Source organism: Allokutzneria multivorans (assembly GCF_039537405.1).
Taxonomy (GTDB): Bacteria; Actinomycetota; Actinomycetes; order Mycobacteriales; family Pseudonocardiaceae; genus Allokutzneria; species Allokutzneria multivorans.
Genome location: NZ_BAABAL010000019.1, coordinates 140,186 through 164,989, shown reverse-complemented (window position 1 = coordinate 164,989; position 24,804 = coordinate 140,186). Strand labels below are relative to the sequence as shown.

Below are 24,804 nucleotides of genomic sequence, written 5' to 3'. Positions count from 1 at the left end.
TCGCTGACCATGGGTTTCAGCGGTTTCGGGGAACACGCGATCGACTTCTTCGACGACCTGGAGGCGGACAACTCCAAGGCGTTCTGGACGGACAACAAGCAGACCTACGAGCAGGACGTGCGCGCCCCGATGGAGGCGCTGCTGGCCGAGCTGGAGCCGGAGTTCGGTCCCGGCAAGGTCTTCCGCCCGTACCGCGACGTCCGCTTCAGCAACGACAAGACGCCCTACAAGACCCACTGCGGCGGCGTGGTCGAGCAGGGGCGCGGCGGCGGGGCCTTTTACGTGCAGATCAGCCCCGCGGGCCTGCTCGTCGGCGGCGGGTCCTTCGCCATGGCCTCCGACCAGCTCGCGCGCTACCGCACCGCCGTCGACGAGGACCGCAGGGGCGAGGCGTTCCGGCAGCTGCTGCGCAAGCTCGAACGGGCCGGCTGGGAGGTTCGGGGCGAGCGCCTCAAGACCCGCCCGCGCGGCTACGACCCCGACCACCCGCGCATCGAACTGCTCAAGCACCGCTCGATCTACGTCGCCCGCGAGTGGGAGCCCGACGACGCCCTGCACGAACGCGCCTGCTTCGACCGCGTCCGCAAGGCGTGGCGCCAGCTCGTCGACCTCAACCAGTGGGCCGCCGACCACATCGGCGTCAGCACCACCCGCTTCTGACCCGCACTCCGAAAGCCCTGAACGACCCGTTTGGTGCGCTCAACTCCCTGAACGACCCGTTTGGTGCGTTGAGCGCGCTGAACGGGTCGTTTGGTGCGTTGGGGGACCCGAACGGGCCGTTCAGGGCTTCCCGGGCCGCAGCCAATGACGCGTTCATGTGGTTGGGCGGACTGAATGAGTCATTGAGGTACTTGAGGGTGCTGAATGAGTCATTCAGGGAGTTCAGCGGACCGAACGGGGCATTGGCGAGCGTGGAGGTGGGGGCGAGCGCGGGACTGGAGCGAGCGCCGTGGTGGGGCGAGCGCGGTGGTGGGGCGAGCGGGTGGGCCGCGTAGCCCAAGGCGCGGAGGCCCAAGGATCGAAGACCACCCGGACGGGTGGAATCGATTCAGGAGTCCTCGTCGGCCGCTCGGCGCAGGTACCGGGCGCGTTGTCGCCTGCCCCGGGCCGAGGTGGCCCACGCGTGCAGCAGCGTCCCGGCGGCCAGGCCGACCCAGTCGGTGATGATGTCGACGACCTCGAAGGAGCGGTCGATGGGCAGCGTCGCCTGGAGGATCTCCGAGGCCACCGCGTACAGGAGAAGGCCGACTGCCAGCGGGAACAGCCGCAGGCGCGCGTAGAGGCCGGTGACGGCGAGCAGGCCGAACAGGCCCACGTGCACGACCTTGTCCACGCCGAAGGGCGCGCTCGGGACGCCCGATCTCGGCATGAACAGGATGACTACGCTCAGCAACGCCGCGGTGACGAAGGGCAGAACACGAAGGCTCACGTCAAAGATCCTGGCCCGGTTTGCGGTATCGGTACAGCGATCGGGTCTAGGCTCCTCGGACGTGAGCCGACGTGCGAAGATCGTTTGTACCCTCGGTCCGGCGACCGCGACCCCGGAAAAGCTCCGTGACCTGGTCGAAGCCGGCATGGACGTGGCCCGGCTGAACTTCAGCCACGGCAGCCACGCCGACCACAAGCAGGTCTACGACATGGTCCGCCAGGCGGCGGACGCCTCGGGCCGCGCGGTGGGCATCCTGGCCGACCTCCAAGGCCCCAAGATCCGCCTCGGCCGGTTCGCCAACGGACCGGTGGTGTGGGAGGCCGGTGACCGCGTGCGGATCACCGTCGAGGACGTTCCCGGCACCCACGACCGGGTCTCCACCACCTACAAGGGGCTGGCCAACGACGCCAAGCCGGGCGACCGGATGCTGGTCGACGACGGCAACGTCGGGCTGACCGTGGTGGCCGTCGAGGGCTCCGACGTGGTCTGCGACGTGACCGAGGGCGGCAAGGTCAGCGACAACAAGGGCCTGTCGCTGCCGGGGATGGACGTCTCCGTCCCCGCCCTGTCCGACAAGGACATCGAGGACCTCGAGTTCGCGCTGAGCCTGCGCGTGGACATCATCGCCCTGTCCTTCGTCCGTTCCCCCGCCGACATCGACCTGGTGCACCAGGTGATGGACCGGGTGGGCAACGGCAGGCTGCCGGTGGTCGCCAAGCTGGAGAAGCCGGAGGCGGTCGACAACCTGGAGGCCATCGTCCTGGCCTTCGACGGGATCATGGTCGCCCGCGGTGACCTGGGCGTGGAGCTGCCGCTGGAGTACGTGCCGGTGGTGCAGAAGCGGGCCATCCAGATCGCCCGCGAGAACGCCAAGCCGGTGATCGTGGCGACCCAGATGCTCGAATCCATGATCAACAACTCCCGGCCGACCCGCGCCGAGGCCTCCGACGTGGCCAACGCGGTGCTCGACGGCACCGACGCGGTGATGCTCTCCGGTGAGACCAGCGTCGGGCGCTACCCGATCGACGTGGTCAAGACGATGAGCCGGATCGTCGAGGTCGCCGAAACCGAGATCACCCCCGACGCCGTGCCGCCGCTGTCGCACGTGCCGAGGACCAAGCGCGGCGTGATCTCCTACGCCGCCCGCGACATCGGCGAGCGGCTCAACGCCAAGGCCCTGGTCGCCTTCACCCAGTCCGGCGACACGGTGCGCAGGCTGGCCCGGCTGCACACCTCGCTGCCGCTGCTGGCCTTCACCCCGGAGGCCGAGGTCCGCAGCCAGCTCGCGATGAGCTGGGGCGTGGAGACCTTCCTGGTGCCCGAGGTCGGCTCGACCGACCAGATGATCCAGCAGGTCGACCACTCGATGCTGGCCATGACCGGCCGCTACCAGCCGGGCGACCTTGTGGTCATCGTCGCAGGCTCCCCGCCCGGGACCGTGGGCTCGACTAACCTCATCCGCGTACACCGTCTGGGTGAAGAAGACCACGCCTGATCAGCTGAGGAGCTCCCCGTGACCGAAGTCGCCAGAGCCGCGGCGGCGGACCCCGCGGGGACCTCCTCCGCCGTTCCGGTCCCGCTGTCCGCCGACGGCGTCCCGCACGGCCAGCCCGTGCTGGACCGCCTCGTCGCGCTGCTGGACCTGGAGCGGATCGAGGAGAACATCTTCAGGGGTGTGAGCCCCGAAGCCTCGCCCGTGCGCGTCTTCGGCGGCCAGGTCGCCGGTCAGGCCCTGGTCGCCGCGGGCCGCACCGTGCCGGAGGAGCGCGGGGTGCACTCGCTGCACTCCTACTTCATCCGGGGCGGCGACCCGAGCATCCCGATCGTCTACGAGGTGGACCGCATCCGGGACGGCCGCTCGTTCACCACGCGGCGCGTGGTCGCCGTCCAGCGCGGCAAGGCGATCTTCGCGCTGTCCGCGTCGTTCCAGACCGCGGAGGACGGGCTGGACCACGCCGACGACATCCCCGAGGTGCCGGACCCCGAGTCGCTGCCGACCTACGGCGAGTTCGTCCAGCCGTACAAGGACAAGCTCGGCCCGTTCGCCAAGCTGCCCCGGCCGATCGAGATCCGGCACGTGACCACGCCGCCGTGGCTGACCGGGGAGCCCGGCCCCGCCCGCAGCCAGGTGTGGATGAAGGCGGACGGCCGGGTCCCCGACGAGAACCTGCTGCACGTGTGCCTGCTGGCGTACATGTCGGACATGACGCTGCTGGACTCGGTGCTGGCGCGGCACGGCGTGTACTGGGGCGATGTCATCGGCGCGAGCCTGGATCACGCGATGTGGTTCCACCGCCCGTTCCGCGCCGACGAGTGGGTCCTCTACGACTCGGAGTCGCCCAGCGCCTCCGGCGGGCGCGGCCTGGCCAACGGCCGGTTCTTCGACCGCGAGGGCAGGCTCATCGCGACCGTCGTCCAGGAGGGCCTGCTGCGCCCCGTGCGCCGCTGATCAGCAAGACCCCGTCGGCATGGTGAGGGTGAGCAGGTAGTCCCTGGCTGCCTGCGAGCCGCACTTGTTGTTGCCTGGGAGCTGCCGGTGCACGCTCTCCGCCCACGCGCGCGGCGTTGCGACGCCGTGCGCCCCGGACACCAGCAGCGTCGGCGGATTTCCCTTGGCGCGCCAAGGATGCGGAGTCCGGCGCACGGGCTGCGTCCAGCCGACGCACCCCGAAGCGATGGCCCAGAACTCCGAGTAGCCGCCCAGTCCCGGGTTCAGCGCTCGCGATCGAGTGCCGGACGTGATCGAGTACCGCCCGCGCGATCGGGCGCGAGGGGCTTCCCAGGGTCATCTCAGGGGAAAGATCGGGGTTGTCCCTCTGCGGTGGCGCGGGCCGATGCGGCCAAGCTGGAAAGCGTGCTTGGGAAGATCGTCGTTCTGGTCGAGGACGGAGTGCCGCTGCTCGACGCGGCCGGAGTCACCGAGGTGTTCACGGTCGCGGCGCGCTACGGCGGGCCGTACCAGCTGCGGCTGGCCTCGCCGGGCGGGCGGGACGTGTGCACGACGGCGGGGGTGCGGCTGCGCGTCGACCTCGCCGTCGAGGAGGTGGACGAGGACATCGACACGCTTGTCGTGACCGGCTCCGTGGCCCGGGGCTCCGGCCGCGAGCCGTTCGTGCGCACGGAGCAGGCCGCGCAGGTCCGCCGCATCGCTCGCCGCTCGCGCCGCGTCGTGTCGGTGTGCACGGGCGCGCTGCTGCTGGCCGCCTCCGGGTTGCTCGACGGCAAGCGCGCCACGACGCACTGGAGCTGGTGCGAGCGCCTCTCTGAACTGCACCCCAAGGTCATCGTGCAGCCCGACTCGATCTTCGAGTGGGACGGGAGGGTGGCGACCTCGGCGGGGGTCACGGCGGGCATCGACCTGGCGCTCGCCTTGGTGGAGCGCGACATGGGGCCCGAAGCCGCGCGCCGCGTCGCCAGGTCCCTCGTGGTGTTCCTGCAACGCCCGGGCGGTCAGTCGCAGTTCAGCGCGGGCGCTCAGCTCCCGGTCGCCTGCGACACCCCGCTGCGCAACGTCCTCGACGCCGTCGCGCTCATGCCCGGCGAGGACCACTCCGTGCCCGCCATGGCCGCGCGGGCGGTGCTCAGCGTCCGGCACTTCACCAGGTTGTTCAGCCGCGAGATCGGGATCAGCCCCGCGCAGTACGTCGAGCAGACCCGGGTCGAGGCGGCGCGCGTGCTGCTGGAGAACGGCGACGACGGAGTGGAGGACATCGCGCGGCTGTGCGGTTTCGGCACCGCCGAGACGATGCGCCGGGCCTTCATCCGCGTGCTCGGCGTGCCGCCCGTCGCCTACCGGGGGCGGTTCCGGACCACGGGTGTTCGAGCTGATCCGTTGGCAGGCAACCGTTCCGCCTCCCGGTCACAAATGGTCCAGACCTATTGACGGAGCTGGCAGGGGCCGCTTACGGTCCTCGCCAGCTCCACTCCGCCGCCACGGAGACACCAACGGAGGTGATTCGTGGCACGGAAAACTGCGGTGGGCGCAGCCGTGGTCGCGCTGTTGTCCGGTCTTTTGGTGGCGGTGGTGAACTCACCCGCTGCCTCGGCCGCGAACGAGGACTGTCGTCCCGACGGCCTGTACCGCACGGGCGGCGTGGACACGCCCTACTGCCTGAACTACGACACCGACGGCCGCGAGAAGATCGGCGCGAACCGGCGCGTGATCGGCTACTTCACGGGATGGCGGCACGGCAAGAACAATCAGCCCGCGTACTTGGTCAACAACATCCCGTGGAACAACGTCACGCACATCAACTACGCGTTCGCGCACGTCGACCCGCAGAACCGCATTTCTGTTGGCGCGCAGAACGCCAACAACCCGGCGACGGGCATGGAGTGGCCTGGTGTCGCGGGCGCGGAGATGGACCCGGCGCTGCCGTACAAGGGGCACTTCAACCTGCTGACGAAGTACAAGCAGCAGAACCCCTCCGTGAAGACGCTGATCTCGGTCGGTGGCTGGGCGGAGTCGGGCGGCTACATCAACGAGGCCGGTGACCGCATCAACAGCGGCGGCTTCTACTCGCTGACCACCAACGCCGACAACAGCGTGAACACCTCTGGTATCAACGCTTTCGCCGACTCCACCGTGCAGTTCCTGCGCACCTACGGCTTCAACGGCGTCGACATCGACTACGAGTACCCGACCTCCAACGCCGACGCGGGCAACCCGCTGGACTTCCAGCTCGCCAACGCGCGCCGAGCCGGGCTGAACCGCAGCTACCAGGTGCTCATGAAGACCTTGCGGGAGAAGCTGGACGCCGCTGCGGCGAGCGACGGCAAGTACTACATGCTGACCGTCGCGGCGCCCGCGTCCGGGTGGCTGCTGCGCGGCATGGAGGTCTCGCAGGCCACGCAGCACCTGGACTACGTCAACATCATGTCCTACGACCTGCACGGCGCGTGGAACAAGTTCGTCGGCCCCAACGCCTCGCTCTTCGACGACGGCAAGGACGCCGAGCTGGCGGCGGGCGGTGTCTACGGAGCGGCGCAGTACGGCGGGATCGGCTACCTCAACACCGACTGGGCCTACCACTACTTCCGTGGCGGAGTCCAAAGTGGACGGATCAACATCGGTGTTCCGTTCTACAGCAGGGGACACCGCAACGTCGTCGGTGGAACCAACGGCCTGTGGGGGACCGCTGTCGGCTCCAACTGCCCGCAGGGGCTGACCGCGTGCGGTGACGGCGCCAAGGGCATCGACAACATCTGGCACGACAAGGAGAACGGCCGCGAACTCGGCGCCGGCTCCAACCCGTTGTGGCACACGAAGAACCTGGAGCGCGGCATTGCGGGCAGCTACATCGGGCAGTACGGGCTCGACCCCGCGACCGACCCCGAGGACCGGCTGACCGGGACCTACGCCCCGCACTACGACAGCACCCTGACCGCGCCGTGGCTGTGGAACAACGACAAGAAGGTCTTCCTGTCCACAGAGGACGAACGCTCGATCGGCGCGAAGGCGGACTACGTTGCGAGCAAGGGCATCGGCGGCATCATGATCTGGGAGCTGGCCGGTGACTACGCCTGGAACGCGGCGAAGGGCGAGAACTTCATCGGCACCACGCTGACCAACACCATCAAGCAGAAGTTCGCGGCGGCGGGACCGTACGGCAACAAGAAGTCCCCGCAGGCCTCCCCGGCGGAGCGGCTCGACGTGAAGGTCGACTTCGTCGAGTTCCCGTTGGGCGACAACAACTATCCGATCAGCCCGAAGATGCGGATCACCAACTCCTCCACGCAGACCATCCCCGGCGGTGCGGAGGTGCAGTTCGACTACCCGACGACCGCTCCGCCGACCATGGCGCAGCAGTCCGGCTGGACGTTGTCGGTCATCCGCAGCGACCACACCGGGCCGAACAACATCGGCGGGCTCAAGGGCGACTTCCACCGCGTGTCCATGAAGCTGCCGAGCTGGCAGAACCTCGCCCCCGGCGCGACCGCCGACGTGGCGCTGAGCTACCAGCTGCCGATCTCCGGGCCGTCGAACTACACGATCACCTTCGGCGGCAAGACCTACGGCATCACGCAGGACTACGCGCGTGGTGGGGGCACCACTCCGCCGCCGACGACGACTTCTGCCACGACTACGACGACCACCAAGCCCCCGGTGTGCGCTGACGCGCCGTGGGACCGCGCGAAGCCGTACGGCGGCGGCAACACCGTCTCGCACGCGGGACAGCGGTGGCGCGCGAAGTGGTGGACGCAGGGTGAGGAGCCGGGCACCACGGGTCAGTGGGGCGTCTGGGAGACCCTCGGCGCTTGCTGATTCGTTATCTGGCACGGGCGGTCTTCACTGCATTCGGATGCACTGAAGACCGCCCGTGCCGGGTACCGTCGCCTCCTCACATCACGGGAGGCGTAATGCGTTGGCGATTCACATCCAGCGTCGTCGCGGTGCTTCTGGTCGGCCTGGTCAGCGGATCGGCCCAGGGTGAGCCGACCGGGCAGGACGCGCTGCGGCTCGACCTCGACAAGATCCTCGCGGCGCCCGCGCTGAACGGGGCGCACTTCGGGCTGGTCGTGCGCAAGGCGGTCGGCGGCGAGGTGCTCTACACCCGTGGTGCCACCGGCAGGCTCAACCCCGCCTCCAACGGCAAGCTCCTGTCCTCCGCCGCCGCGCTGGAGTCACTCGGCGCCGGCCACCGCTTCACCACCGAGGTGCTGAGCGGGGCGCGGACCCTCGGCGGCGTGGTCCTCGGCGACCTCCACCTGCGCGGCACCGGCGACCCCACCCTGCGCGAAGCCGACCTCAACGCCCTCGCCGACCAGCTCGCGCGCTCCGGGATCAGGACCGTGACCGGCCGCGTGGTCGCCGACGACACCTGGTTCGACGGCGTGCCGCTCGGCAGCGGGTGGGCGTGGGACGACGAGCCCTACTACTACAGCGCGCCGATCTCCGCGCTGACGCTCGCGCCGAACTCCGACTTCGACGCCGGAACCGTTCTCGTGCAAGCACAACCGGGCGCCGTCGGCAAGCCCGCGCAGATCCGGCTCAGCCCCGCGACGAGCGTCGTCACCATCGACAACCGCACCGTCACCGCCGCGCCCGGAACCGCGAACTCCCTCTCCGTCGAGCGCGAGCACGGCGGCTCCAAGATCGTCGTCAGCGGCACCGTCGCGGCTCCCGCCGAGGACTACTCCACCGTCGGCGACCCCACCGCCTACGCCGCCGACGTGTTCGCGAAAGCTTTGGCCGCCAAGGGGATCAACGTCATCCGCAAGGACCTCGGCCGGGGTGCCACCCCCGCCGGCGCGAAGGTGCTCGCGACGCACAGCTCCATGACCCTGGCCGAACTGCTCGTGCCGTTCATGAAGCTCTCCAACAACATGCACGCCGAGGCCCTCGTGAAGGCCATGGGGCGCAAGGAGAAGGGCAAGGGCACCTGGGCGGCAGGCGTCGAGGTGATGGCGCAGAAGCTCGCCCCGCTCGGTGTTCCCGCCGGTGCCTACCGCATGGTCGACGGCTCCGGACTGTCCAGAATGGACCTCCTCACCACCGAGCAGCTCAGCAACCTCCTGGTGTCCGCGCAGGCCAAACCGTGGTTCCCCGCGTGGTACGAGTCCCTGCCCATCGCGGGCAAGCCCGACCGCATGGTCGGCGGAACGCTGCGCAACCGCATGAAGGGCACGCCCGCCGAGGGCAACGTGCACGCCAAGACCGGATCACTGACGTCCGTGACCGGCCTCTCCGGCTACGTCACCGCCGCCAACGGAGAGAAGCTCGTCTTCGCGTCCGTGATGAACAACTACCTCACCGCCAAGCCCTCCGCCGTGGAGGACGCCATCGCCGTCCGCCTGGCCAACTACCAAGGCGCGGCGGACCGCTCCCTCCCCATCCCCACCCCGCGCTCCGCAGGCACCCCGACCCCGCACACCGACCTCGAGTGCACGTGGACCCGCACCTGCTAAGGCCGTAGTTGAAGCCCTGAACGACCCCTTCAGTGCGCTCAACGCACCAAACGGGTCGTTCAGGGTTCCCAACGCACCAAACGACCCGTTGAGGGCCCTCAACGCACCAAACGGTCCGTTCGCGAAGCCTTCGAACGCGCTGAATGACTCATTGAGGTACCTCAACGTCCTGAATGAGTCATTCAGGGCGCTCAACGCACCAAACGGGCCATGGGGACGGGACGCGCCAAGCCGGGTGGACGAGGTGGGTTACTCCTCGTCGAGGGCGTCGCGGAGCTTGGCGAGGGTGCGGGACAGCAGGCGGGACACGTGCATCTGCGAGATGCCGACGCGGTCGGCGATCTGGGTCTGCGTCATGTTGCCGAAGAAGCGCAGCACCACGATGGTCCGCTCGCGCTCGGGGAGGCGTTCGAGCAGCGGCTGCAAGGACTCGCGCCGCTCCACGTCGGCCATGCCCTCGTCCTCCTCGCCGAGCGCGTCGCCGAGGGAGACCCCGTCGTTCTCGCCCAGCAGCATGTCGTCCAGCGACGCGCTGCGGTAGGCGTTGGTGGCCTCCAAGCCCTCGAAGACCTCCTCGCGGGAGACGCCGAGGTGCGTGGCGATCTCGCTCGGGGTCGGCGCGCGGCCCATGCGCTGCGACAGCTCACCGACGGCGGCGCTGATCGACAGGTGCATCTCCTTGAGCCGCCTGGGGACCCGGACGGCCCAGCTGGTGTCGCGGAAGTGCCTGCGGACCTCGCCCATGATCGTCGGCACGGCGAAGGACAGGAAGTCCACGCCGCGCTCCGGGTCGAACCGGTCGACGGCGTTGATCAGCCCGAGCGTGGCGACCTGGGTCAGGTCCTCCTGGTTCTCGCCGCGGTTGGCGAAGCGCCGGGCGATGTGCTTGGCGACCGGGAGATGGCCGGTGACCAAGCGGTCCCTGACCTCTGTGCGCGCCGGGTCGTCGGGGTCCAGCGCGGCGAGCTCGGCGAACACGGGTGCGTACTGCTCGTACCCGCCCTTGGTCGTCTTCTCCGCCTGTGGACTCACGACATCACCTCGCAAGCCCGGTGAGGCCCGAGCCCGGACGCCGTGTTCCTCGGTTCGCTCACAAGCTCGCTCACGCCTGGAACACCGCCCCTCCGGCCTTGGACAGCTCGATGCGCACGAGGTGCTTGCCGTCGTCGGTGGGGGTGGTGGAAGCGGTCACGTCATCGGCGAGGGTGCTGAGCACCCGCCAGCCGAAGGTGTCCCGCTTGGGCTCGTGCGGCTCGGCCGAGAGCACGCTGACGTCGACGACCACGCGCCCGGCGGTGGGGCTGAACCGGCAGCTCAGCGCCGCGCCGGGGAGTGCGACGTCGATCAGGGTGGAGCATGCCTCATCCACTGCCAGCTTCAGGTCGGCGATGGAGTCGAGGTCGAAGTCCTCGCGCATCGCCAGGTCCGCGGCCACGGCGCGGACGACGGACAGGTGAGCCGCGTTGGCGTTCACCCGCACCTCGATGGGCGCGGGTGCGAGGGTCTGCTCGGCCATCGCGGGCTCGGAAGGGGACACGGTCACTCTGCACCTCGTGGTCGGTCGTGGGTGGCGGGGCACGGCGTGGGCTCCTAGATCCTGCCCGACATCCGAGACGCCCACCGTCTCCGCCCTGATACCCGTTCACCGCGAGTTCGACACGTGGTTTTGCGGCCCTGTTCCTCGGGAAGCCAGCCACCGCACACCGCAGGTACAGACCATGGAGTGGACCGATGGACGTGGAGCCACCGACCGCCCCTGTCAGCGAGTCGGCGTCGTGACAGTCACGGAGTTCGCGCGGCAGCCCCTGGACCGGCCTGATCCCGCTGGCATGCGACTCGCGACGGTACTGCTGCCCGGAGGCGTGGCACCCGGGCGGGACTGGCACGACGTGCTCCCGCTCGACGACCGGGTCGCACTGGTCATCGGACAGGTGCCGAGACAGCCGACGAAGGACATCGCCGAAGCCGTCGTCGAACGCCTGCGCGGAGCGCTGACTACCCAGCTGTTGCAGGGACGGGGACCGGCCGAGGCCGTGCTCGCACTGCACCGCTACGCCGGGTACGCCCCCGAAGCCGCTGGGACGACCCTGTGCTTGGCCGTCTTCGAGCCGGAGACGCGGAGCCTGCGCTGCGCCACCGCCGGACACCCCGGAGTGCTGCTGATCTCCCGGGACGGTTGGGTCCGCCAGCTCATCGGCAGCAGGGGAGGACCGCTGGCCTCCGGCTACCCGGACCTCGGCGGTGAGACGGTGGAAACCGTTGGACAGGAGGAGATCGTCCTGCAGTACTCCATCGAACTCGGACGGTGCCACCCCGACGCTGGACTGGAGCGCGCTGTCGTGTCGCTGGTCGCCGAGCGCGGTCCCGACCCGCGCGCGCTGTGCGAACGGCTCACGGCGTCGTGCCCTCCGGACATCGGCGACGCGGTGGCCTTCGCCTTCACCCCCTCCGCGCGGTCGAACCGGCCGTTCGCGCTGAGCGTTCCCGCGGAGCCCGCGAAGTTGTCGTTGCTGCGCAAGGAACTGACGGCCTGGCTCACCGCGTCCGGAGTGTCGGAGGAGGACACTTTCGCGTTCGTGCTCGCGGTTGGCGAGGCCGCGTCCAACTCCGTCGAGCACGGCTACGACAACGGACGCGACGGCGGGTTGGTCACCGTCACCGCCGAGGCGGGCGGGTCCGGCGCGATCCGGATCACCGTCTCCGACAACGGCCGCTGGCGCTACCCGCCGGTCGCCGATCACAGCCGGGGGCGCGGCCTGCTGATCATGCGCGAGTCCATGGACGAGGTACTGGTGCACCGGGGTGAGCACGGCACCGTGGTCACCCTGTTCAAGCGGCCGAGCCGGGCGCCGAGCAACGGGCGCCAAGACCCGGGCGGCTACGAGCTGAGCGTGGCGAAGGTCGGCGAGGTGGTGCGCGTCGAGGTCTCCGGGGAGCTGCCCGCCGCGAGCGCGCCCGCTCTCCGGCGCGGCCTGCTCACCGCGGCCAGGGGCGGTGTTTTCCCGCTCCAGCTGGACCTCTCCGGTGTGGCGGGTGATGTCGAGGGCCTGGTGCTCGCGCTGTTCTCCGTCGCGGACGCGGCATCGGCGGCGGGCAGGCCGCTCGTGCTCGCCGCGCCACGGACCAGCTCGGTCCGCGACGCCCTCGCCACGGCGGGACTGCACCGGATCGCCACCGTGACCGATGCCCTGGAGCCCGCCAGATGACCTCCCACGACAACCACGAGGACGAGGCGGAGCTGCCGCCGCTCACCGTCGCCCTGGTTTCGCTCGACGACGGACCTGCGGCCCACGACGGGCCGGGCTCGCTACCGGAGTTGCACGCCGCGGGATCGCACGTCGCCGCCCTCGCCGCGCACATGGCCGAGGCCGGGCACACCGTCACCGTCTACGTCCGCGCCGACAAACCCAGGCAGGAGCCGGTCATCAGGGCCGCTTCCCGCTTGACCGTCGTGCGCGTTCCCGCTGGACCGCCGCGCGAGCTGGACCCGAACGACCTCGTCGAGCACCTTGGTGAGTTCGGCGGGCACCTCGCCGCGCACTGGACACGGCGCCCGCCGGACGTCGTGCACGCGCACTACTGGTCGGCCGGAGTCGCCGCCGCACTGGCCGCACGCGAGGCGAAAGTGCCTGTGGTGCAAACGTTCCAAGCCCTCAGCGCGCCCGAGGACACCGGCGTCCCCACGCAGCGCTCGAAGCTGGAGCGGCTGGTCGGCCGCGAGGCCGTGCGCGTCGCCGCGACCAGCTCCGTCGAGGTGGAGGAGCTGATCCGGCGCGGCATCCCGCGCTCGATGATCTCCGTCGTGCCCTCCGGCGTGGATCTGGAGCACTTCACCCCGGACGGCCCCGTCGCCGAGCGCGGCGCTGCCCACCGCCTGGTCTGCGTCGGAGACCTGGTGCCGCACAAGGGTTTCGACACGGCCATCCGGGCGCTGCGCGCGCTGCCGGAGACCGAGCTGGTGCTCGTCGCGATGGGAGAGCCCGGCCCGGAAGCACGGCGGCTGTCCGCGATCGCCCGCGCCGAAGGGGTCGCCGAGCGCGTCCACCTGGTGGGGGAAGCAGGTGACGGTGAGCTGCCCGCGCTGCTGCGCTCCGCCGACGCCCTGGTCTGCTGTCCGACCGAAGAGCCCTTCGGGCTGACCGTGTCCGCCGCGATGGCCTGCGAGACCGCCGTGGTGGCGAGCGAGGTCGGGGTGCTGGCGGACATGGTGATCGACGGCGTGACCGGGCGGCTGGTGCCCCCTGCTGACACCGAGGCGCTGGCGAAGGTGCTCGCGCACGTGATCGCCGACCCGGTGACCACGCAGTCCTACGGGGCGGCGGGTCGCGATCGGGTTCGCGCCAGGTACTCGTGGGAGCGCGTCGCCGAGGACACCGTCCGGCTCTACCGCCAGGCCATCGCCGAGTTCACCTGAGCTGGGTTTACCGCCAGGTCGCGGGGGAATCCCCGGGGAAGTGGACAGGCCGACCGTCCGTGGACGGTCGGCCCGATCTAGGGGCACCGGCCGCCGGGGGGCTGGCGGACGGTGCGTTATGTGGTGTTCCCAGTGTGGCGCGGCTGAAACCCGATAATGCGGGATTAGGCCGCCAGTGCGGCACTGACGGTGGGAAAAGTACTGAAGACGTCACCTAGACCGGTGACCTTGAGCGGGCGCTCGACCGAGCGCGTCGCGCTGACGAGGCAGAAGCCCACCCCGTTGTCCTCGGCCAGGTGCAGGCAGTCCACCAGCACCGCGAGCCCGCTGGAGCCGAGGAAGCTCACCTGGCTCAGGTCCAGCACCAGCCGGTCGGTCTTCGCCGTCAGCTGCTCATCGAGTGCGGTGCGCAGCAGCGGCGTGGTGAACATGTCGATCTCACCGCTGACACCGAGCACCACGGTCCCCTTGGCCGGCCTGCGCACGGACAGCTCGATGAGCTGGTCCGCGCTCGGTGCGCCGGGGTCCGGGAGCTCGGGCAGCAGCGTCGTCTCCGCGCCGTTGCTGACGGGACGGATGCGGTTCTCGGTCACGGTTCCTCCTCCGTCGGGGTTGTCGGGACGGAAGGGTTGCGGCGGTGGGGGCGCCTCGCGTCGCGCGTGTCCCGCCACCGGCCTCGAGGATGGGCGCACGGCCCCTCCGACCGCGGTCGGTCGTCAACCGCTGTGCTTCCCACCGTAGAGACCTCGGCACCAGCACACAACCAGCCTGACTCCGTACGGGCTACCGCACCGGTTTGACCCGGGGTGGAACGGGCATTGAAGGGTGCGTGCGCCTGCCGCGCACCCCCAGCTCGCCCAAGAGGTGAACCGTGTCCGCGACCTTCCAGATGCCCGCGCCACGCCCCGAAGTGGCGCCGGACCACTCGATCGCACCGTCGCAGTCCCACGTGGACTGGACGGAACTGGGCCGGATTCTGGTTGTACGGCCCGGCAATCTCGGTGACGCCCTGATGCTCTCGCCGGCACTGCGCGCGCTGCGGGCCGCCGCGCCGCACGCCAGGATCGACCTGCTGACCTCGCCGAGCGGCGCCGCAGCCAGGGAGCTGCTCGGCTCGCTCGACGGAGTCGTCGTCGGGACGCCGTCCTGGTACGACCGCTCCACCACGAATCCCGTCGATGTCAACCGCTCCGCGTTGCAGGAGCGGGCGTTGATCGGATCGTTGGCCAATCGCGGCTACGACGCCATGATCGTGTTCACCTCCGCGACGCAGTCGCCGTGGGCGGCCGCGCACGCCGGTCTGCTCGCAGGGATCGGTGTGCGCGCCGTGCACTCCACCGAAACCGGCGGAGTCGTTGCCTCCCACTGCGTCCGGCCTCCCGAGGGGCCTGCGCACCAGGTCGACCGCGCGCTGCACCTGCTGCACGGACTGGGAGTTCCCGCGCGCGGCGCCGTGGTCCGCGTCGACATCCCCGAGCGCGCCCGCGCGGCCGCCGATCTCGCGCTCGCGGGTACCGCCGCGCCGTTCGCGTTGGTGACTCCTGGCTGCACTCGCGACGAACTTCGTTACTCGGCAACGGGTTTCGCCACCACCGCCGCGATGCTCGCTGACAGCGGTGTGCCCGTGCTCGTCACCGGCTCGGCCAGGGAACGCGATCTCATCGCCGAGGTCGTCTCGCGCGCCCGGCACCCCGGAGTGCGCGCACTGGAGCCGGTCAGCGTCGCGGTGCTCGCCTCGGTGATCGCCCGCGCGGAGGTGTTGGTGGGCAACGACTCCGGCCCCATGCACCTCGCCGAGGCCGTGGGCACGCCTGTGGCCATCGCCTTCGGCGGAGCCGACCGCGCCGAGGACACCCGTCCCCGCCACACCCGGGCCCACCTGGTCCGCGGCACCGTCTCGTGCCTGGACATCGCCCCCGCTGACCTCGCGACCGCCGCGCTCTCCCTCCTCAGGCGCCTCGCGAAGAACTAGCTGGTGCGGTGGACGGGGTCGGTGTCGTGGGTGTCGGCTGGGGAGGGGGCGGTGGGGAGTTCGCGGGTGTCGAGGTGCTTCGCGTTGATCGCGGCGACCTCGTCCTCCGCCGCGCGCAGCTTCTGCGCTGCCCTGTCCATCTCCAGCCGCCGCCACTTGCGGCGCTCGCGGCCGGTCATCTTCGCGGGCCACAACTGCTGGATGGCGTTGTTCAGGTGCGCGCCGAGCACGATCGCCAGGCCGATGAAGAAGGCGAACAGCAGGAACGCGATCGGGGTGGCCATCGCGCCGTAGGTGAAGCCGGTGCCGCTGATCGAGCTGATGTAGAGCCGCAATCCGGTCGCGGACACCAGGAAGAACACCATCGCCAGGACCGCCCCCGGCAGACCGCGGTGCCACGGCAGCTTTCTGGGCAGCGCGAGCTTGTACAGCGTGGTCAGCGCGAGCACCAGGATCGCGGCCGTGCCCGGGTAGTAGAACCGCCCGACCAGGTCCTCCACCGTGGGCTGCCAGGACACCGGGAACAGCGTCGGCAGCCACTCCGGGCCGAGCGCCAGCAGTGGCAGACCGATGATCAACAGCACCAGGGTGACCAGGTAGACCAGCAGCGCGAGGATGCGTTGCCAGACGATGTTGCGCACCCCGTACTGCTCGTGCGCCACGGTGATCGCGTCGATGAAGGACGCCGTCGCCGACGAGCCCGCCCACAGCGAGATCAGGAAACCCATCGACACGAGCGCGCCCTGGCCCCTGGTGAGCATCTCCTGCACCGTCGGGCCGATGATCCCGTCGACCACCTCGGGCGTGAAGATCTTCCCGGCGAAGCCCAGGATGCGCTCGTGAACCGCGCTGACCACGGCGGTGCCGAACCACTCCGCGACGTAGCCGATGCTGCCGAGCAGGCCGAGCAGCAGCGGCGGCAGCGACAGCGTCTGCCAGAACGCGGCCTCGGCGGCCTCGGAGAAGATGTTGTCCTGCCACGCCTTGGTCATGGTCAGCGACAGCAGCCGCCGCAGGCCGCGCCGCTGCCTCGGGCGCTCGGAGGCGTCGGCCGGCTGGTTTTCGGCGGGCGTGTCCATGTCAGGGGTCAGCATGATGCATCCGCCACACGCCAGCACCACAGGGCCTGGTCACCGGAGTGTCGCGGGTCGCTTTCGGCGGTCGAGGACCTCGTTCGGTCCGCCGCACCCCGGCGGCCGATGTAGGCTTCCTGGCGCCCTCACCGCTTGCGCGCGCAGAGGGCGTTCGCATGTTTTGTGCTTATGTGACAAGGCGTGTGTCAAGACGCGGCGAAAGGAACGGACAGCAGGTGACCGTAACCGACTCGGCCGTCGCGGAACGTCTTTCCACCGCGGAGTTCCGGCCGCTGCGCGCCTGGCAGCGGCGCGCGCTCACGAAGTACCTCACGGCGCGCCCGCAGGACTACCTCGCGGTGGCGACGCCGGGCGCGGGCAAGACGACCTTCGGGCTGCGGGTCGCGGCCGAGCTGCTCGCCGACCGCACGGTCGAGGCGGTCACCATCGTGACCCCGACCGAGCACCTCAAGCACCAGTGGGCCTCGGCGGCGGCGGCCGTGGGCATCGCCATCGACTCCAACTTCCGCAACGGCGCGGGCACCACCTCGCGGGACTACCACGGCGTCGCGGTCACCTACGCGCAGATCGCCGCCCACCCGACGCTGCACCGCGTGCGCACGGAGAACCGCAAGACGCTGGTCATCCTCGACGAGGTGCACCACGCGGGCGACGCGAAGTCCTGGGGCGACGCGGTGCGCGAGGCGTGCACCCCCGCCGTGCGCAGGCTGGCGCTGACCGGGACCCCGTTCCGCAGCGACGACACCCCGATCCCGTTCATCAGCTACGAGCCGGACGCCGCCGGGTTCGAGCGCAGCCGCGCCGACCACTCCTACGGCTACTCCGACGCGCTGCGCGACGGCGTGGTCCGGCCGGTGATCTTCATGGCGTACTCCGGCGAGGCGAGCTGGCGCAACAACGCCGGTGAGGAGTTCAGCGCCCGCCTCGGCGAGCCGCTGGACGCCGAGCAGACCGCGCGGGCCTGGCGCACCGCGCTCGACCCCAACGGCGAGTGGATGCCCGCCGTGCTCAAGGCCGCGCACATCCGGCTCACCCAGCTGCGCAACGGCGGGGTCCCGGACGCGGGCGGCCTGGTCATCGCCACCGACCACGAGAACGCCAAGGCCTACGCCCGCATCCTGGAGATGATCACCGGCAAGCCGCCGACAGTCGTGCTCTCCGACGATCCCAAGGCCTCCGGGCGGATCAAGGAGTTCGCCGACAGCGACTCCGAGTGGATGGTCGCGGTCCGGATGGTCTCCGAGGGCGTCGACGTGCCGCGCCTGGCCGTCGGCGTCTACGCCACCAGCGCCTCCACCCCGCTGTTCTTCGCCCAGGCCATCGGCCGCTTCGTGCGCGCCCGCCGCCCCGGCGAGACGGCCAACGTCTTCCTGCCCAGCGTGCCCGTGCTGCTGGAGCTGGCCAGCCAGCTGGAGGCCGAGCGCGACCACGTGCTCGGCAAGCCGCACCGGGAGAAGGAGGGCTGGGAGGACGAGCTGCTCGCCCAGGCCAACCAGCAGCAGGACGAGCCCGGCGAGGAGGAGAAGGCCTTCACCTCCCTCGGCGCCTCAGCCGAGCTGGACCAGGTGATCTACGACGGCTCCTCCTTCGGCACCGCCGCCATGGCGGGCACCGACGAGGAGCAGGAGTACCTGGGACTGCCAGGGCTGCTCGCCCCCGACCAGGTGCGCGACCTGCTCCGGCAGCGCCAGCAGCAGCAGCTGGCCAACGCCGCGCTCAAGCGCAAGGCCAAGGCCGCCCAGCAGGAGGCCGCCCCGCCCGCCCCGCGCCCGTCGCTGTCGGTGCAGGAGCGGATCACCGCGCTGCGCAAGGAGCTCAACACCCTGGTCGCGCTGCACCACCACCGCACCCGCAAACCGCACGGCATGATCCACTCCGAGCTGCGCAAGAAGTGCGGTGGCCCGCCCACCCCGATGGCTTCGATGGAGCACCTGGAAGAGCGCATCGCGACCCTGCGCTCCTGGTAGACCTTTCGGGCTAGGCAGTACGTCCAAATGGAGAGCTTCTGATCTGGCCTTGAGCGCAGCGTTGATCAGCGCCACCGTCGATGGGCATGAACATCACTCGCCTGGGTGTCGTGCTCGCCGTAGCGCTCACCGCGGCCGCCCCGGCCGCCTTCGCCGCCCCCGCTTCCGCTGACCTGGACTTCTCCGCCGCCCCGCCGTACACCGGCTGGGAGCTGCGGCACGAGAACCCGACCGAGCCCGTCGTCAAGGACGGCGTGATCAGCTTCGACGAGCGCACGCAGCTCACCATCGCCGCCGGTTCGCCCTGGCTGGCCGTCACCAACGAGCGCGGCTGGGCCGTGCACACCAAGCTCCGCGTCGACCCGGCGACGCCCGACGCGCCCGCGTGCGACAGGGACCTGATGGGCCACAGCGGTCAGGTGGGCCTGGTCGCCACCGACAACGCCGCGCCGACCATCCTCGGTTTCAACAAGGACCTGGTCTGCCTCAAGACCGTTGATCGCGTGATCAACCTGCCGATGAACACCACTGACCGCGCGCACGCCTACCGGGTCGAGGGCAAGGGCACTCAGCTCCGGCTGCTCGTCGACGGCCGCGAGGTGAGCGCCGTCAAGGACTGGACCTGTCAGCTGCACGGGCAGCGGTGCGAGCCGTCCCCGATGCTCATGTTCGCCACCGGCAACGGCGCGCGGGCGCACGTTGATCATCTTGGCCTTACCGCCGAGTAGTTCTTCGGGGCCCGCCGAAGCACAACGCCGCAGGTGAGCGCTCTCACAGGCTCTCACCTGCGGTTCTTTGAAGATCAAAATTCTTCGCTTTCCGCCGTTTTTCGTGACGTTCCGGTTACCTGCCCGTAGCGAAAGCGTGTTGCGCAGGTCACTCTGAATCGATTCACAATCCTTCCGGTCTGACACGAACGGGGGATACGTTGTCGCCCACAACATTTCCGCCGCCGCGACTTCGAGCGGTGCGCAACGGAAGGGATGGGCGGATGCGCAGCAACACCCTTGCCCTGCTCGCCGCGGGTTCGGGCCTTGCCCTCCTGCTGTCGGCGTGCGGCAACAACAGTGCGAACCCGGGCACCGGCAACCAGCCCACCGGCGGCGGCGCCGCTCCCGGCGGGACCGGCGTCAAGGTCGGCGTGATCCTGCCCGACACCAAGTCCTCCGCCCGCTGGGAGAGCTTCGACCGGCCGCTGCTGGACAAGGCGCTGAAGGCGGCGGGCATCGAGCCGATCATCCAGAACGCCGAGGGCGACACCGGCAAGTTCAGCACCATCGCCGACTCGATGATCAGCCAGGGCGTGAAGGTCCTGATGATCACCAACCTCAGCGATGAGAGCGGCGCCGCGATCGAGCGCAAGGCCAAGAACGCGGCCATCCCGGTGATCGACTACGACCGGCTGAGCCTGGGCGGCAGCGCCGACTACTACGTCTCCTTCAACAACACCAAGGTCGGCCAGCTCCAGGGCCAGGGCCTGGTGGAGTGCCTCAAGGGCAAGGCCAACCCGCAGATCATCCAGATCAACGGCGGCCCCGAGGACAACAACGCCACGCTGTTCAAGAACGGCGCGCTGAGCGTGCTCAAGCCCAAGTACGACGCTGGCGAGTTCAAGCTCTCCGGCGACCAGGCGATCGCCAAGTGGGACAACCAGCTCGGCAACACCACCTTCCAGCAGCTGCTGACCGCCAACGGCGGCAAGGTGGACGGCGTGCTCGCCGCCAACGACGGCCTCGCGGGCGCGGTGATCACCGCGCTGAAGAAGGCCGGCCTGGCCGGTCAGGTCCCGGTCACCGGCCAGGACGCCACCGAGGACGGCCTCGCCGCCATCCTGCGCGGTGAGCAGTGCATGACCGTGCTCAAGCCGATCGACCAGGAGGCCAACGCGGCCGCGCAGCTGGCGATCGCGCTGGCCAAGGGCGACAAGGAGGCCGCGAACAAGCTGGCCACCGCCACCGAGCGCGACCCCAAGGGCAACCGCGACGTGAAGTCCGTCCTGCTCACGCCCGAGCTGATCAACAAGGACAACGTGAAGAAGGCGACCGACTCCGGCTTCGTGAAGGTCGCCGACGTGTGCAAGGGCGACCTCGCCGAGAAGTGCAAGCAGGCCGGGATCACCAAGTAAGCAGCCGTGGTGGGGCGGAAGCCCTCGTTCGCCCGCCCCACCACCGGCACTTCCCGCCACCGGCACTTCCCACCACCGCTGCCTTCTCAGAACCCTTGGAGGACCCGTGAGTCAGCCCATCCTGGAGCTGCGCGGGGTGAACAAGAGCTTCGGCCCGGTGCACGTGCTGCACGACGTGGACCTCACCGTCCGCCCCGGCGAGGTCACCGCACTCGTCGGTGACAACGGCGCGGGCAAGTCCACACTGGTCAAGTGCATCGCGGGCATCCACCCGATCGACTCCGGCGAGCTGCGCTTCGACGGGGAGCCGGTCAGCGTCGGCAGCCCCCGCGACGCCGCCGCGCTGGGCATCGAGGTCGTCTACCAGGACCTCGCGCTGTGCGACAACCTCGACATCGTCGACAACATGTTCCTCGGCCGGGAGCGGTTGAACGGCATCACCCTGGACGACGCGGGAATGGAGGAGGCGGCCCGCAAGGTGCTCGCCGACCTGTCCGTGCGCACGGTGAAGTCGGTGCGCACCTCGGTCGCCTCGCTCTCCGGAGGCCAGCGCCAGACCGTGGCCATCGCCAAGGCCGTGCTCTGGGACAGCCGCGTGGTGCTGCTCGACGAGCCCACCGCCGCGCTCGGCGTCGCGCAGACACGGCAGGTGCTCGACCTCGTCCGCCGCCTCGCCGACAACGGCCTCGGCGTGGTGCTGATCAGCCACAACATGAACGACGTGTTCGAGGTCGCCGACACCGTGGCCGCGCTCTACCTGGGCCGGATGGCCGCCGAGGTCCCCACCTCGCAGACCTCGCGCGCCCAGGTCGTCGAGCTGATCACCGCGGGCCGCTCCGGCGACCTCGGCATCGCGGCCCCCGAAACCGCCACCGTCTAGCCCCCGCCGCACTCCGCCCCCCTTGAGCCCTGAACGACCCGTTCAGTGCGTTGAGCGCACCAAACGACCCGTTCAGTGCGCTCAACGCACCAAACGCGGCGTTCACGAGCACCGGTTCCCCGGGGGTTCGTGGGACTGGAAGACCGACGAACCGCCGCCGTCACCGCCGACCTCGCCCAGCAAGGACTTCGTGATGACCGAGACCCCCGCCGAGCCCAAGAGCGCCACGCCGGGTTCGACCGGTACTGGAACGACAGGCACTGGAACGACAGCAGTCGCCGACTTCGGCATCGACACCGCCCAGCGCGGGGTCCGCCAGGCGATCGGCGACTACTTCGCCAGGCTCTCCGGCGGCCAGCTCGGCGCGCTGCCCGCGCTGGGCGGCCTCGTCGTGCTGTTCACCGTGTTCACCGTGCTCTCGCCGCAGTTCCTGACGCTGGGCAACATCGCGAACCTGCTGACCCAGGGCGCTGGCATCACGGTGATCGGCATGGGCCTGGTCTACGTCCTGCTGCTCGGCGAGATCGACCTGTCGGCGGGCACCGCCTCCGGTGTCACGGCGGCGGTGTGGGCGCTGCACCTCAAGGTCGACGGCAACCTGCTCGGCGGCATGGGCTCGTGGGTCTTCTACCTGACCCTGGTCGCGATGGCGCTCAGCGCGGGCATGGCGGTGCTGACCAAGCTCTACGTCGCCGCGATCCCGCCGGTGCTGGCCCTGCTGATCATGCTCATCGGCCTGCCCGCGAACCCGTGGCTGGAGATGTTGCTGGCGCTGTGCATCGGCACCGCGATCGGCTGCCTCACCGGCTTCCTCGTCGCCAAGGTCGGCATCCCCTCCTTCGTCGTGACCCTCGCGCTCTTCCTGGCCTGGCAGGGCGTCGTGCTGCTCTACATCGGCGAGGGCGGCACGCTCGCGGTCAACGACGAGGTCCTGTTCAACGTCGCCAACGGCAACCTCTCCCCGCTGGGCAGCTGGGTGCTCTTCCTGCTCGCGGCGGGCGGCTACGCGGCTGTGGTGCTGAGCAGGCACTTCGGCAGGCTCAAGCGCGGTCTCGTCGTCCAGCCCACGGTGCTCGTCGGGGCCAAGGTCGGCGTGATCGTCGTGCTGGCCGCCGTCGCCACCTACGCGCTGAACCTCAACCGCAGCCCCAACGAGGCCGTGGTGATCCAGGGCATGCCGTACGTGGTGCCGATCGTGCTCGGACTGCTGGTGCTGGGCTCCTTCGTGCTCGACCGCACGCGCTACGGCAGGCACGTGTACGCGGTGGGTGGCAACGCCGAGGCGGCGCGGCGCGCGGGCATCGACGTCACCAAGGTCCGGATGAGCGTGTTCGTGATCTGTTCGACTGTGGCGGCCATCGGCGCGATCATCCTGTCCTCTAAGGTCGGATCGGTGGACCCCCAGGCGGGTGGCGGCAACACGCTGCTGTTCGCGGTCGGCGCTGCGGTCATCGGCGGCACCTCGCTGTTCGGCGGCAAGGGCCGGGTGCGGGACGCGATCGTCGGCGGTGCCGTGATCGCGACGATCGAGAACGGTCTGCGCCTGCTCGGTGAGCCCGCCGCGGTGGTCTCGATCGTCACCGGTCTGGTGCTGCTGCTCGCCGCGAGCGTGGACGCGCTGTCCCGCCGCCGCTCGGCAGCCGCCGGCGTGCGCTGACGCGGGCGGTCCCACCCGGCGAGCGACACGAAGGAGGGCGGGGCCGTCACACCCACAGCGGGAACGAGGCCGGACGAGGTCCGCAGGCACAACCGCGCGGCCCTGCTGCGCAGGCTGCACCTGGACGGTCCGGCCACGCGCGCCGAGCTGGCCGCCGAGCTGGGCCTCAACCGCAGCACCATCAAGGCGCTGGTGGACGAGCTGAGCGCGGTGGGCGTGGTCTCCGAGGAGGTCCCGACCCACCGCCACGGAGCCGGGCGCCCCTCGCTGCTGGTGCTCCCGCAGGCCGAGGCGGTCCCGGTGCTCGCCGTGGACGTCGGTGTCGAGCAGGTCACCGTCGCGCTCGCCGGGGTCGGCGGACGACTGCTGGGCGTGCGCGGCTGGACGCTGCGCCGGGGCCAGGGCAGCCCGGAGGAGGCGGTCGAGGAGATCGCCCGCGCCCGCGTGGACCTGGTCGACGAGCTGGGCTGCGAGCCGACCAGGGCCGGGGTGTCGGTGCCCGGCGTGGTGCGCCGCTCCGACGGGCTCGTGCACGAGGCCCCGAACCTGCACTGGACCGGGGTGCCCTTCGGCGCGCTGCTGGGCGACGCGCTCGGCCTGCCGGTGGACGTGGGCAACGACGCCGATCTGGGCGCGCTCGCCGAGCACACCAGGGGAGTGGCCCGCACCTCGCAGGACGTCGTCTTCCTCTCCGCCGACGTGGGTGTCGGCGGCGGGGTCATCCTCGGCGGGGTCTCGCTGCGCGGCAGCGGCGGCTACGTCGGCGAACTGGGCCACATGGTGGTCAACCCGACCGGTCGGCAGTGCTACTGCGGCTGCCGGGGCTGCCTGGAGACCGAGATCGGCGAGGACGCGCTGTGCCGGGCGCTGAACCTGGCGGCGGGCACGCCCCGGCCGGTGATCGTCGCGGAGCTGCGCTCGCTGGCCGCTGACGGGGAGCTGGCGCTGCACCGGCTGTCCGGGTTCGCGGAGTGGCTCACCCTCGGGCTGACCAACGTGCTGAACCTGCTGGCGCCCGAGCTGGTGGTGCTGGGCGGGCTGCTGGCCGTGCTGCCGCCCGCCGTGGTCTCCTCCGTCACCACCGAGGTGCGGCGCAGGAGCCTGGTCGGCAGGGCCGCCGGATCGGTGCGGCTGGCGACCTCCGCGCTGGCCGGGGACGCCGCCCTCGTGGGCGCCGCCGAACTCGCCTTCGAGCGCGTGTTCGCCGTCAGCTGAACGCTGTCGCCCCGGGCGTGTCCCGGCCCGTTCGACCGCCCCGACGGCGACTGTTCGCCCTGAGCTGAACCGTCCTGGAAAAGCCGACGGGCGGGAATCCGGAGTCCGGATCCCCGCCCGATGTAGTGGGCTGTCAGGTGTGC

Annotated in this window: 21 protein-coding genes; 15 read left to right on the top strand and 6 right to left on the bottom strand. The window is 70.4% G+C overall.

What is annotated here, in order from left to right:
- Positions 1 to 9 precede the first annotated feature (9 nt).
- On the top strand, positions 10 to 660 hold the full coding sequence (locus tag ABD798_RS28620; protein ID WP_344881409.1) for a DUF2461 domain-containing protein: 651 nt from the start codon (positions 10 to 12) through the stop codon (positions 658 to 660).
- A gap of 388 nt (positions 661 to 1,048) precedes the next feature.
- Here ABD798_RS28620 and ABD798_RS28615 read toward each other — a convergent pair whose 3' ends face one another.
- Entirely contained in the window at positions 1,049 to 1,429 is a 381-nt protein-coding gene (locus tag ABD798_RS28615; protein WP_344881406.1) for a VanZ family protein, read from the bottom strand.
- Positions 1,430 to 1,490: 61 nt separating this feature from the next.
- Here ABD798_RS28615 and pyk point away from each other — a divergent pair, with 61 nt between their 5' ends.
- Together pyk and tesB are read left to right on the top strand one after the other, a co-directional pair.
- The gene (gene pyk / locus ABD798_RS28610; RefSeq protein WP_344881404.1) at positions 1,491 to 2,924 is read left to right on the top strand and encodes a pyruvate kinase; all 1,434 of its coding nucleotides are present in this window, start codon (positions 1,491 to 1,493) and stop codon (positions 2,922 to 2,924) included.
- 18 nt (positions 2,925 to 2,942) lie between these two features.
- Positions 2,943 to 3,878 carry an acyl-CoA thioesterase II gene (gene tesB / locus ABD798_RS28605; RefSeq protein ID WP_425549282.1) on the top strand — a complete coding sequence of 312 codons (936 nt, stop codon included), beginning with the start codon at positions 2,943 to 2,945 and terminating at the stop codon, positions 3,876 to 3,878.
- On the opposite strand, the gene ABD798_RS28600 is transcribed toward tesB, so the two are convergent.
- Complete coding sequence (locus ABD798_RS28600; protein ID WP_344883609.1) at positions 3,879 to 4,106, bottom strand: alpha/beta hydrolase; 228 nt, start codon at positions 4,104 to 4,106, stop codon at positions 3,879 to 3,881.
- A 177-nt stretch (positions 4,107 to 4,283) separates the two neighbouring features.
- On the opposite strand from ABD798_RS28600, the gene ABD798_RS28595 reads away from it, so the two are divergent.
- From ABD798_RS28595 to dacB, 3 genes are all read left to right on the top strand, one after another.
- A complete protein-coding gene (locus tag ABD798_RS28595; protein WP_344881401.1) occupies positions 4,284 to 5,312 on the top strand; it encodes a GlxA family transcriptional regulator in 1,029 nt (342 codons plus the stop codon).
- A gap of 75 nt (positions 5,313 to 5,387) precedes the next feature.
- Positions 5,388 to 7,694, top strand: coding sequence for a chitinase C-terminal domain-containing protein (locus ABD798_RS28590; protein WP_344881398.1), 2,307 nt, complete (start codon positions 5,388 to 5,390; stop codon positions 7,692 to 7,694).
- Positions 7,695 to 7,789: 95 nt separating this feature from the next.
- Positions 7,790 to 9,337 (top strand): D-alanyl-D-alanine carboxypeptidase/D-alanyl-D-alanine endopeptidase, encoded by a 1,548-nt coding sequence (dacB, locus tag ABD798_RS28585; protein ID WP_344881393.1) that lies wholly within the window; start codon positions 7,790 to 7,792, stop codon positions 9,335 to 9,337.
- Between the two features lie 249 nt (positions 9,338 to 9,586).
- Here the strand turns inward: dacB and ABD798_RS28580 are convergent, their stop codons facing one another.
- On the bottom strand, positions 9,587 to 10,369 hold the full coding sequence (locus ABD798_RS28580) for a SigB/SigF/SigG family RNA polymerase sigma factor (RefSeq protein WP_344881390.1): 783 nt from the start codon (positions 10,367 to 10,369) through the stop codon (positions 9,587 to 9,589).
- A gap of 70 nt (positions 10,370 to 10,439) precedes the next feature.
- Entirely contained in the window at positions 10,440 to 10,880 is a 441-nt protein-coding gene (locus ABD798_RS28575; RefSeq protein WP_344881387.1) for an ATP-binding protein, read from the bottom strand.
- A 232-nt stretch (positions 10,881 to 11,112) separates the two neighbouring features.
- Here ABD798_RS28575 and ABD798_RS28570 point away from each other — a divergent pair, with 232 nt between their 5' ends.
- Positions 11,113 to 12,543: an ATP-binding protein gene (locus ABD798_RS28570; RefSeq protein ID WP_344881384.1), complete on the top strand. Its 1,431-nt coding sequence runs from the start codon at positions 11,113 to 11,115 to the stop codon at positions 12,541 to 12,543.
- Entirely contained in the window at positions 12,540 to 13,751 is a 1,212-nt protein-coding gene (locus ABD798_RS28565) for a glycosyltransferase (protein ID WP_344881381.1), read from the top strand. The genes ABD798_RS28570 and ABD798_RS28565 overlap by 4 nt, the downstream gene beginning before the upstream one ends.
- Positions 13,752 to 13,915: 164 nt before the next feature.
- Here ABD798_RS28565 and ABD798_RS28560 read toward each other — a convergent pair whose 3' ends face one another.
- The gene (locus ABD798_RS28560) at positions 13,916 to 14,344 is read right to left on the bottom strand and encodes an STAS domain-containing protein (protein ID WP_344881378.1); all 429 of its coding nucleotides are present in this window, start codon (positions 14,342 to 14,344) and stop codon (positions 13,916 to 13,918) included.
- Positions 14,345 to 14,622: 278 nt separating this feature from the next.
- Here ABD798_RS28560 and ABD798_RS28555 point away from each other — a divergent pair, with 278 nt between their 5' ends.
- The gene (locus tag ABD798_RS28555) at positions 14,623 to 15,723 is read left to right on the top strand and encodes a glycosyltransferase family 9 protein (protein WP_344881375.1); all 1,101 of its coding nucleotides are present in this window, start codon (positions 14,623 to 14,625) and stop codon (positions 15,721 to 15,723) included.
- Here ABD798_RS28555 and ABD798_RS28550 read toward each other — a convergent pair.
- Positions 15,720 to 16,817, bottom strand: coding sequence for a YihY/virulence factor BrkB family protein (locus tag ABD798_RS28550; RefSeq protein WP_344881372.1), 1,098 nt, complete (start codon positions 16,815 to 16,817; stop codon positions 15,720 to 15,722). The genes ABD798_RS28555 and ABD798_RS28550 overlap by 4 nt on opposite strands.
- Before the next feature lie 155 nt (positions 16,818 to 16,972).
- Here ABD798_RS28550 and ABD798_RS28545 point away from each other — a divergent pair, with 155 nt between their 5' ends.
- From ABD798_RS28545 to ABD798_RS28520, 6 genes are all read left to right on the top strand, one after another.
- Positions 16,973 to 18,784, top strand: coding sequence for a DEAD/DEAH box helicase (locus tag ABD798_RS28545; RefSeq protein ID WP_425549281.1), 1,812 nt, complete (start codon positions 16,973 to 16,975; stop codon positions 18,782 to 18,784).
- A gap of 86 nt (positions 18,785 to 18,870) precedes the next feature.
- Positions 18,871 to 19,512, top strand: coding sequence for a hypothetical protein (locus ABD798_RS28540; RefSeq protein ID WP_344881366.1), 642 nt, complete (start codon positions 18,871 to 18,873; stop codon positions 19,510 to 19,512).
- A gap of 263 nt (positions 19,513 to 19,775) precedes the next feature.
- Positions 19,776 to 20,909: a sugar ABC transporter substrate-binding protein gene (locus ABD798_RS28535; protein WP_344881363.1), complete on the top strand. Its 1,134-nt coding sequence runs from the start codon at positions 19,776 to 19,778 to the stop codon at positions 20,907 to 20,909.
- 106 nt (positions 20,910 to 21,015) lie between these two features.
- Positions 21,016 to 21,789 carry an ATP-binding cassette domain-containing protein gene (locus ABD798_RS28530; RefSeq protein WP_344881360.1) on the top strand — a complete coding sequence of 258 codons (774 nt, stop codon included), beginning with the start codon at positions 21,016 to 21,018 and terminating at the stop codon, positions 21,787 to 21,789.
- A 193-nt stretch (positions 21,790 to 21,982) separates the two neighbouring features.
- Positions 21,983 to 23,446 carry a sugar ABC transporter permease gene (locus tag ABD798_RS28525; RefSeq protein WP_344881357.1) on the top strand — a complete coding sequence of 488 codons (1,464 nt, stop codon included), beginning with the start codon at positions 21,983 to 21,985 and terminating at the stop codon, positions 23,444 to 23,446.
- 102 nt (positions 23,447 to 23,548) lie between these two features.
- Positions 23,549 to 24,661, top strand: a complete 1,113-nt coding sequence (locus tag ABD798_RS28520; RefSeq protein WP_344883606.1) for an ROK family protein — start codon at positions 23,549 to 23,551, stop codon at positions 24,659 to 24,661.
- Positions 24,662 to 24,804: the final 143 nt, after the last annotated feature.

Bases quoted from the DNA above. Each gene is read 5' to 3' on its own strand.
- ABD798_RS28620 (WP_344881409.1), top strand. From the start codon at position 10: ATGGGTTTCAGCGGTTTCGGGGAACACGCGATCGACTTCTTCGACGAC.
- dacB (WP_344881393.1), top strand. From the start codon at position 7,790: ATGCGTTGGCGATTCACATCCAGCGTCGTCGCGGTGCTTCTGGTCGGC.
- ABD798_RS28565 (WP_344881381.1), top strand. From the start codon at position 12,540: ATGACCTCCCACGACAACCACGAGGACGAGGCGGAGCTGCCGCCGCTC.
- ABD798_RS28550 (WP_344881372.1), bottom strand. From the start codon at position 16,817: ATGCTGACCCCTGACATGGACACGCCCGCCGAAAACCAGCCGGCCGAC.
- ABD798_RS28545 (WP_425549281.1), top strand. From the start codon at position 16,973: ATGTTTTGTGCTTATGTGACAAGGCGTGTGTCAAGACGCGGCGAAAGG.
- ABD798_RS28540 (WP_344881366.1), top strand. From the start codon at position 18,871: ATGAACATCACTCGCCTGGGTGTCGTGCTCGCCGTAGCGCTCACCGCG.
- ABD798_RS28535 (WP_344881363.1), top strand. From the start codon at position 19,776: ATGCGCAGCAACACCCTTGCCCTGCTCGCCGCGGGTTCGGGCCTTGCC.
- ABD798_RS28525 (WP_344881357.1), top strand. From the start codon at position 21,983: ATGACCGAGACCCCCGCCGAGCCCAAGAGCGCCACGCCGGGTTCGACC.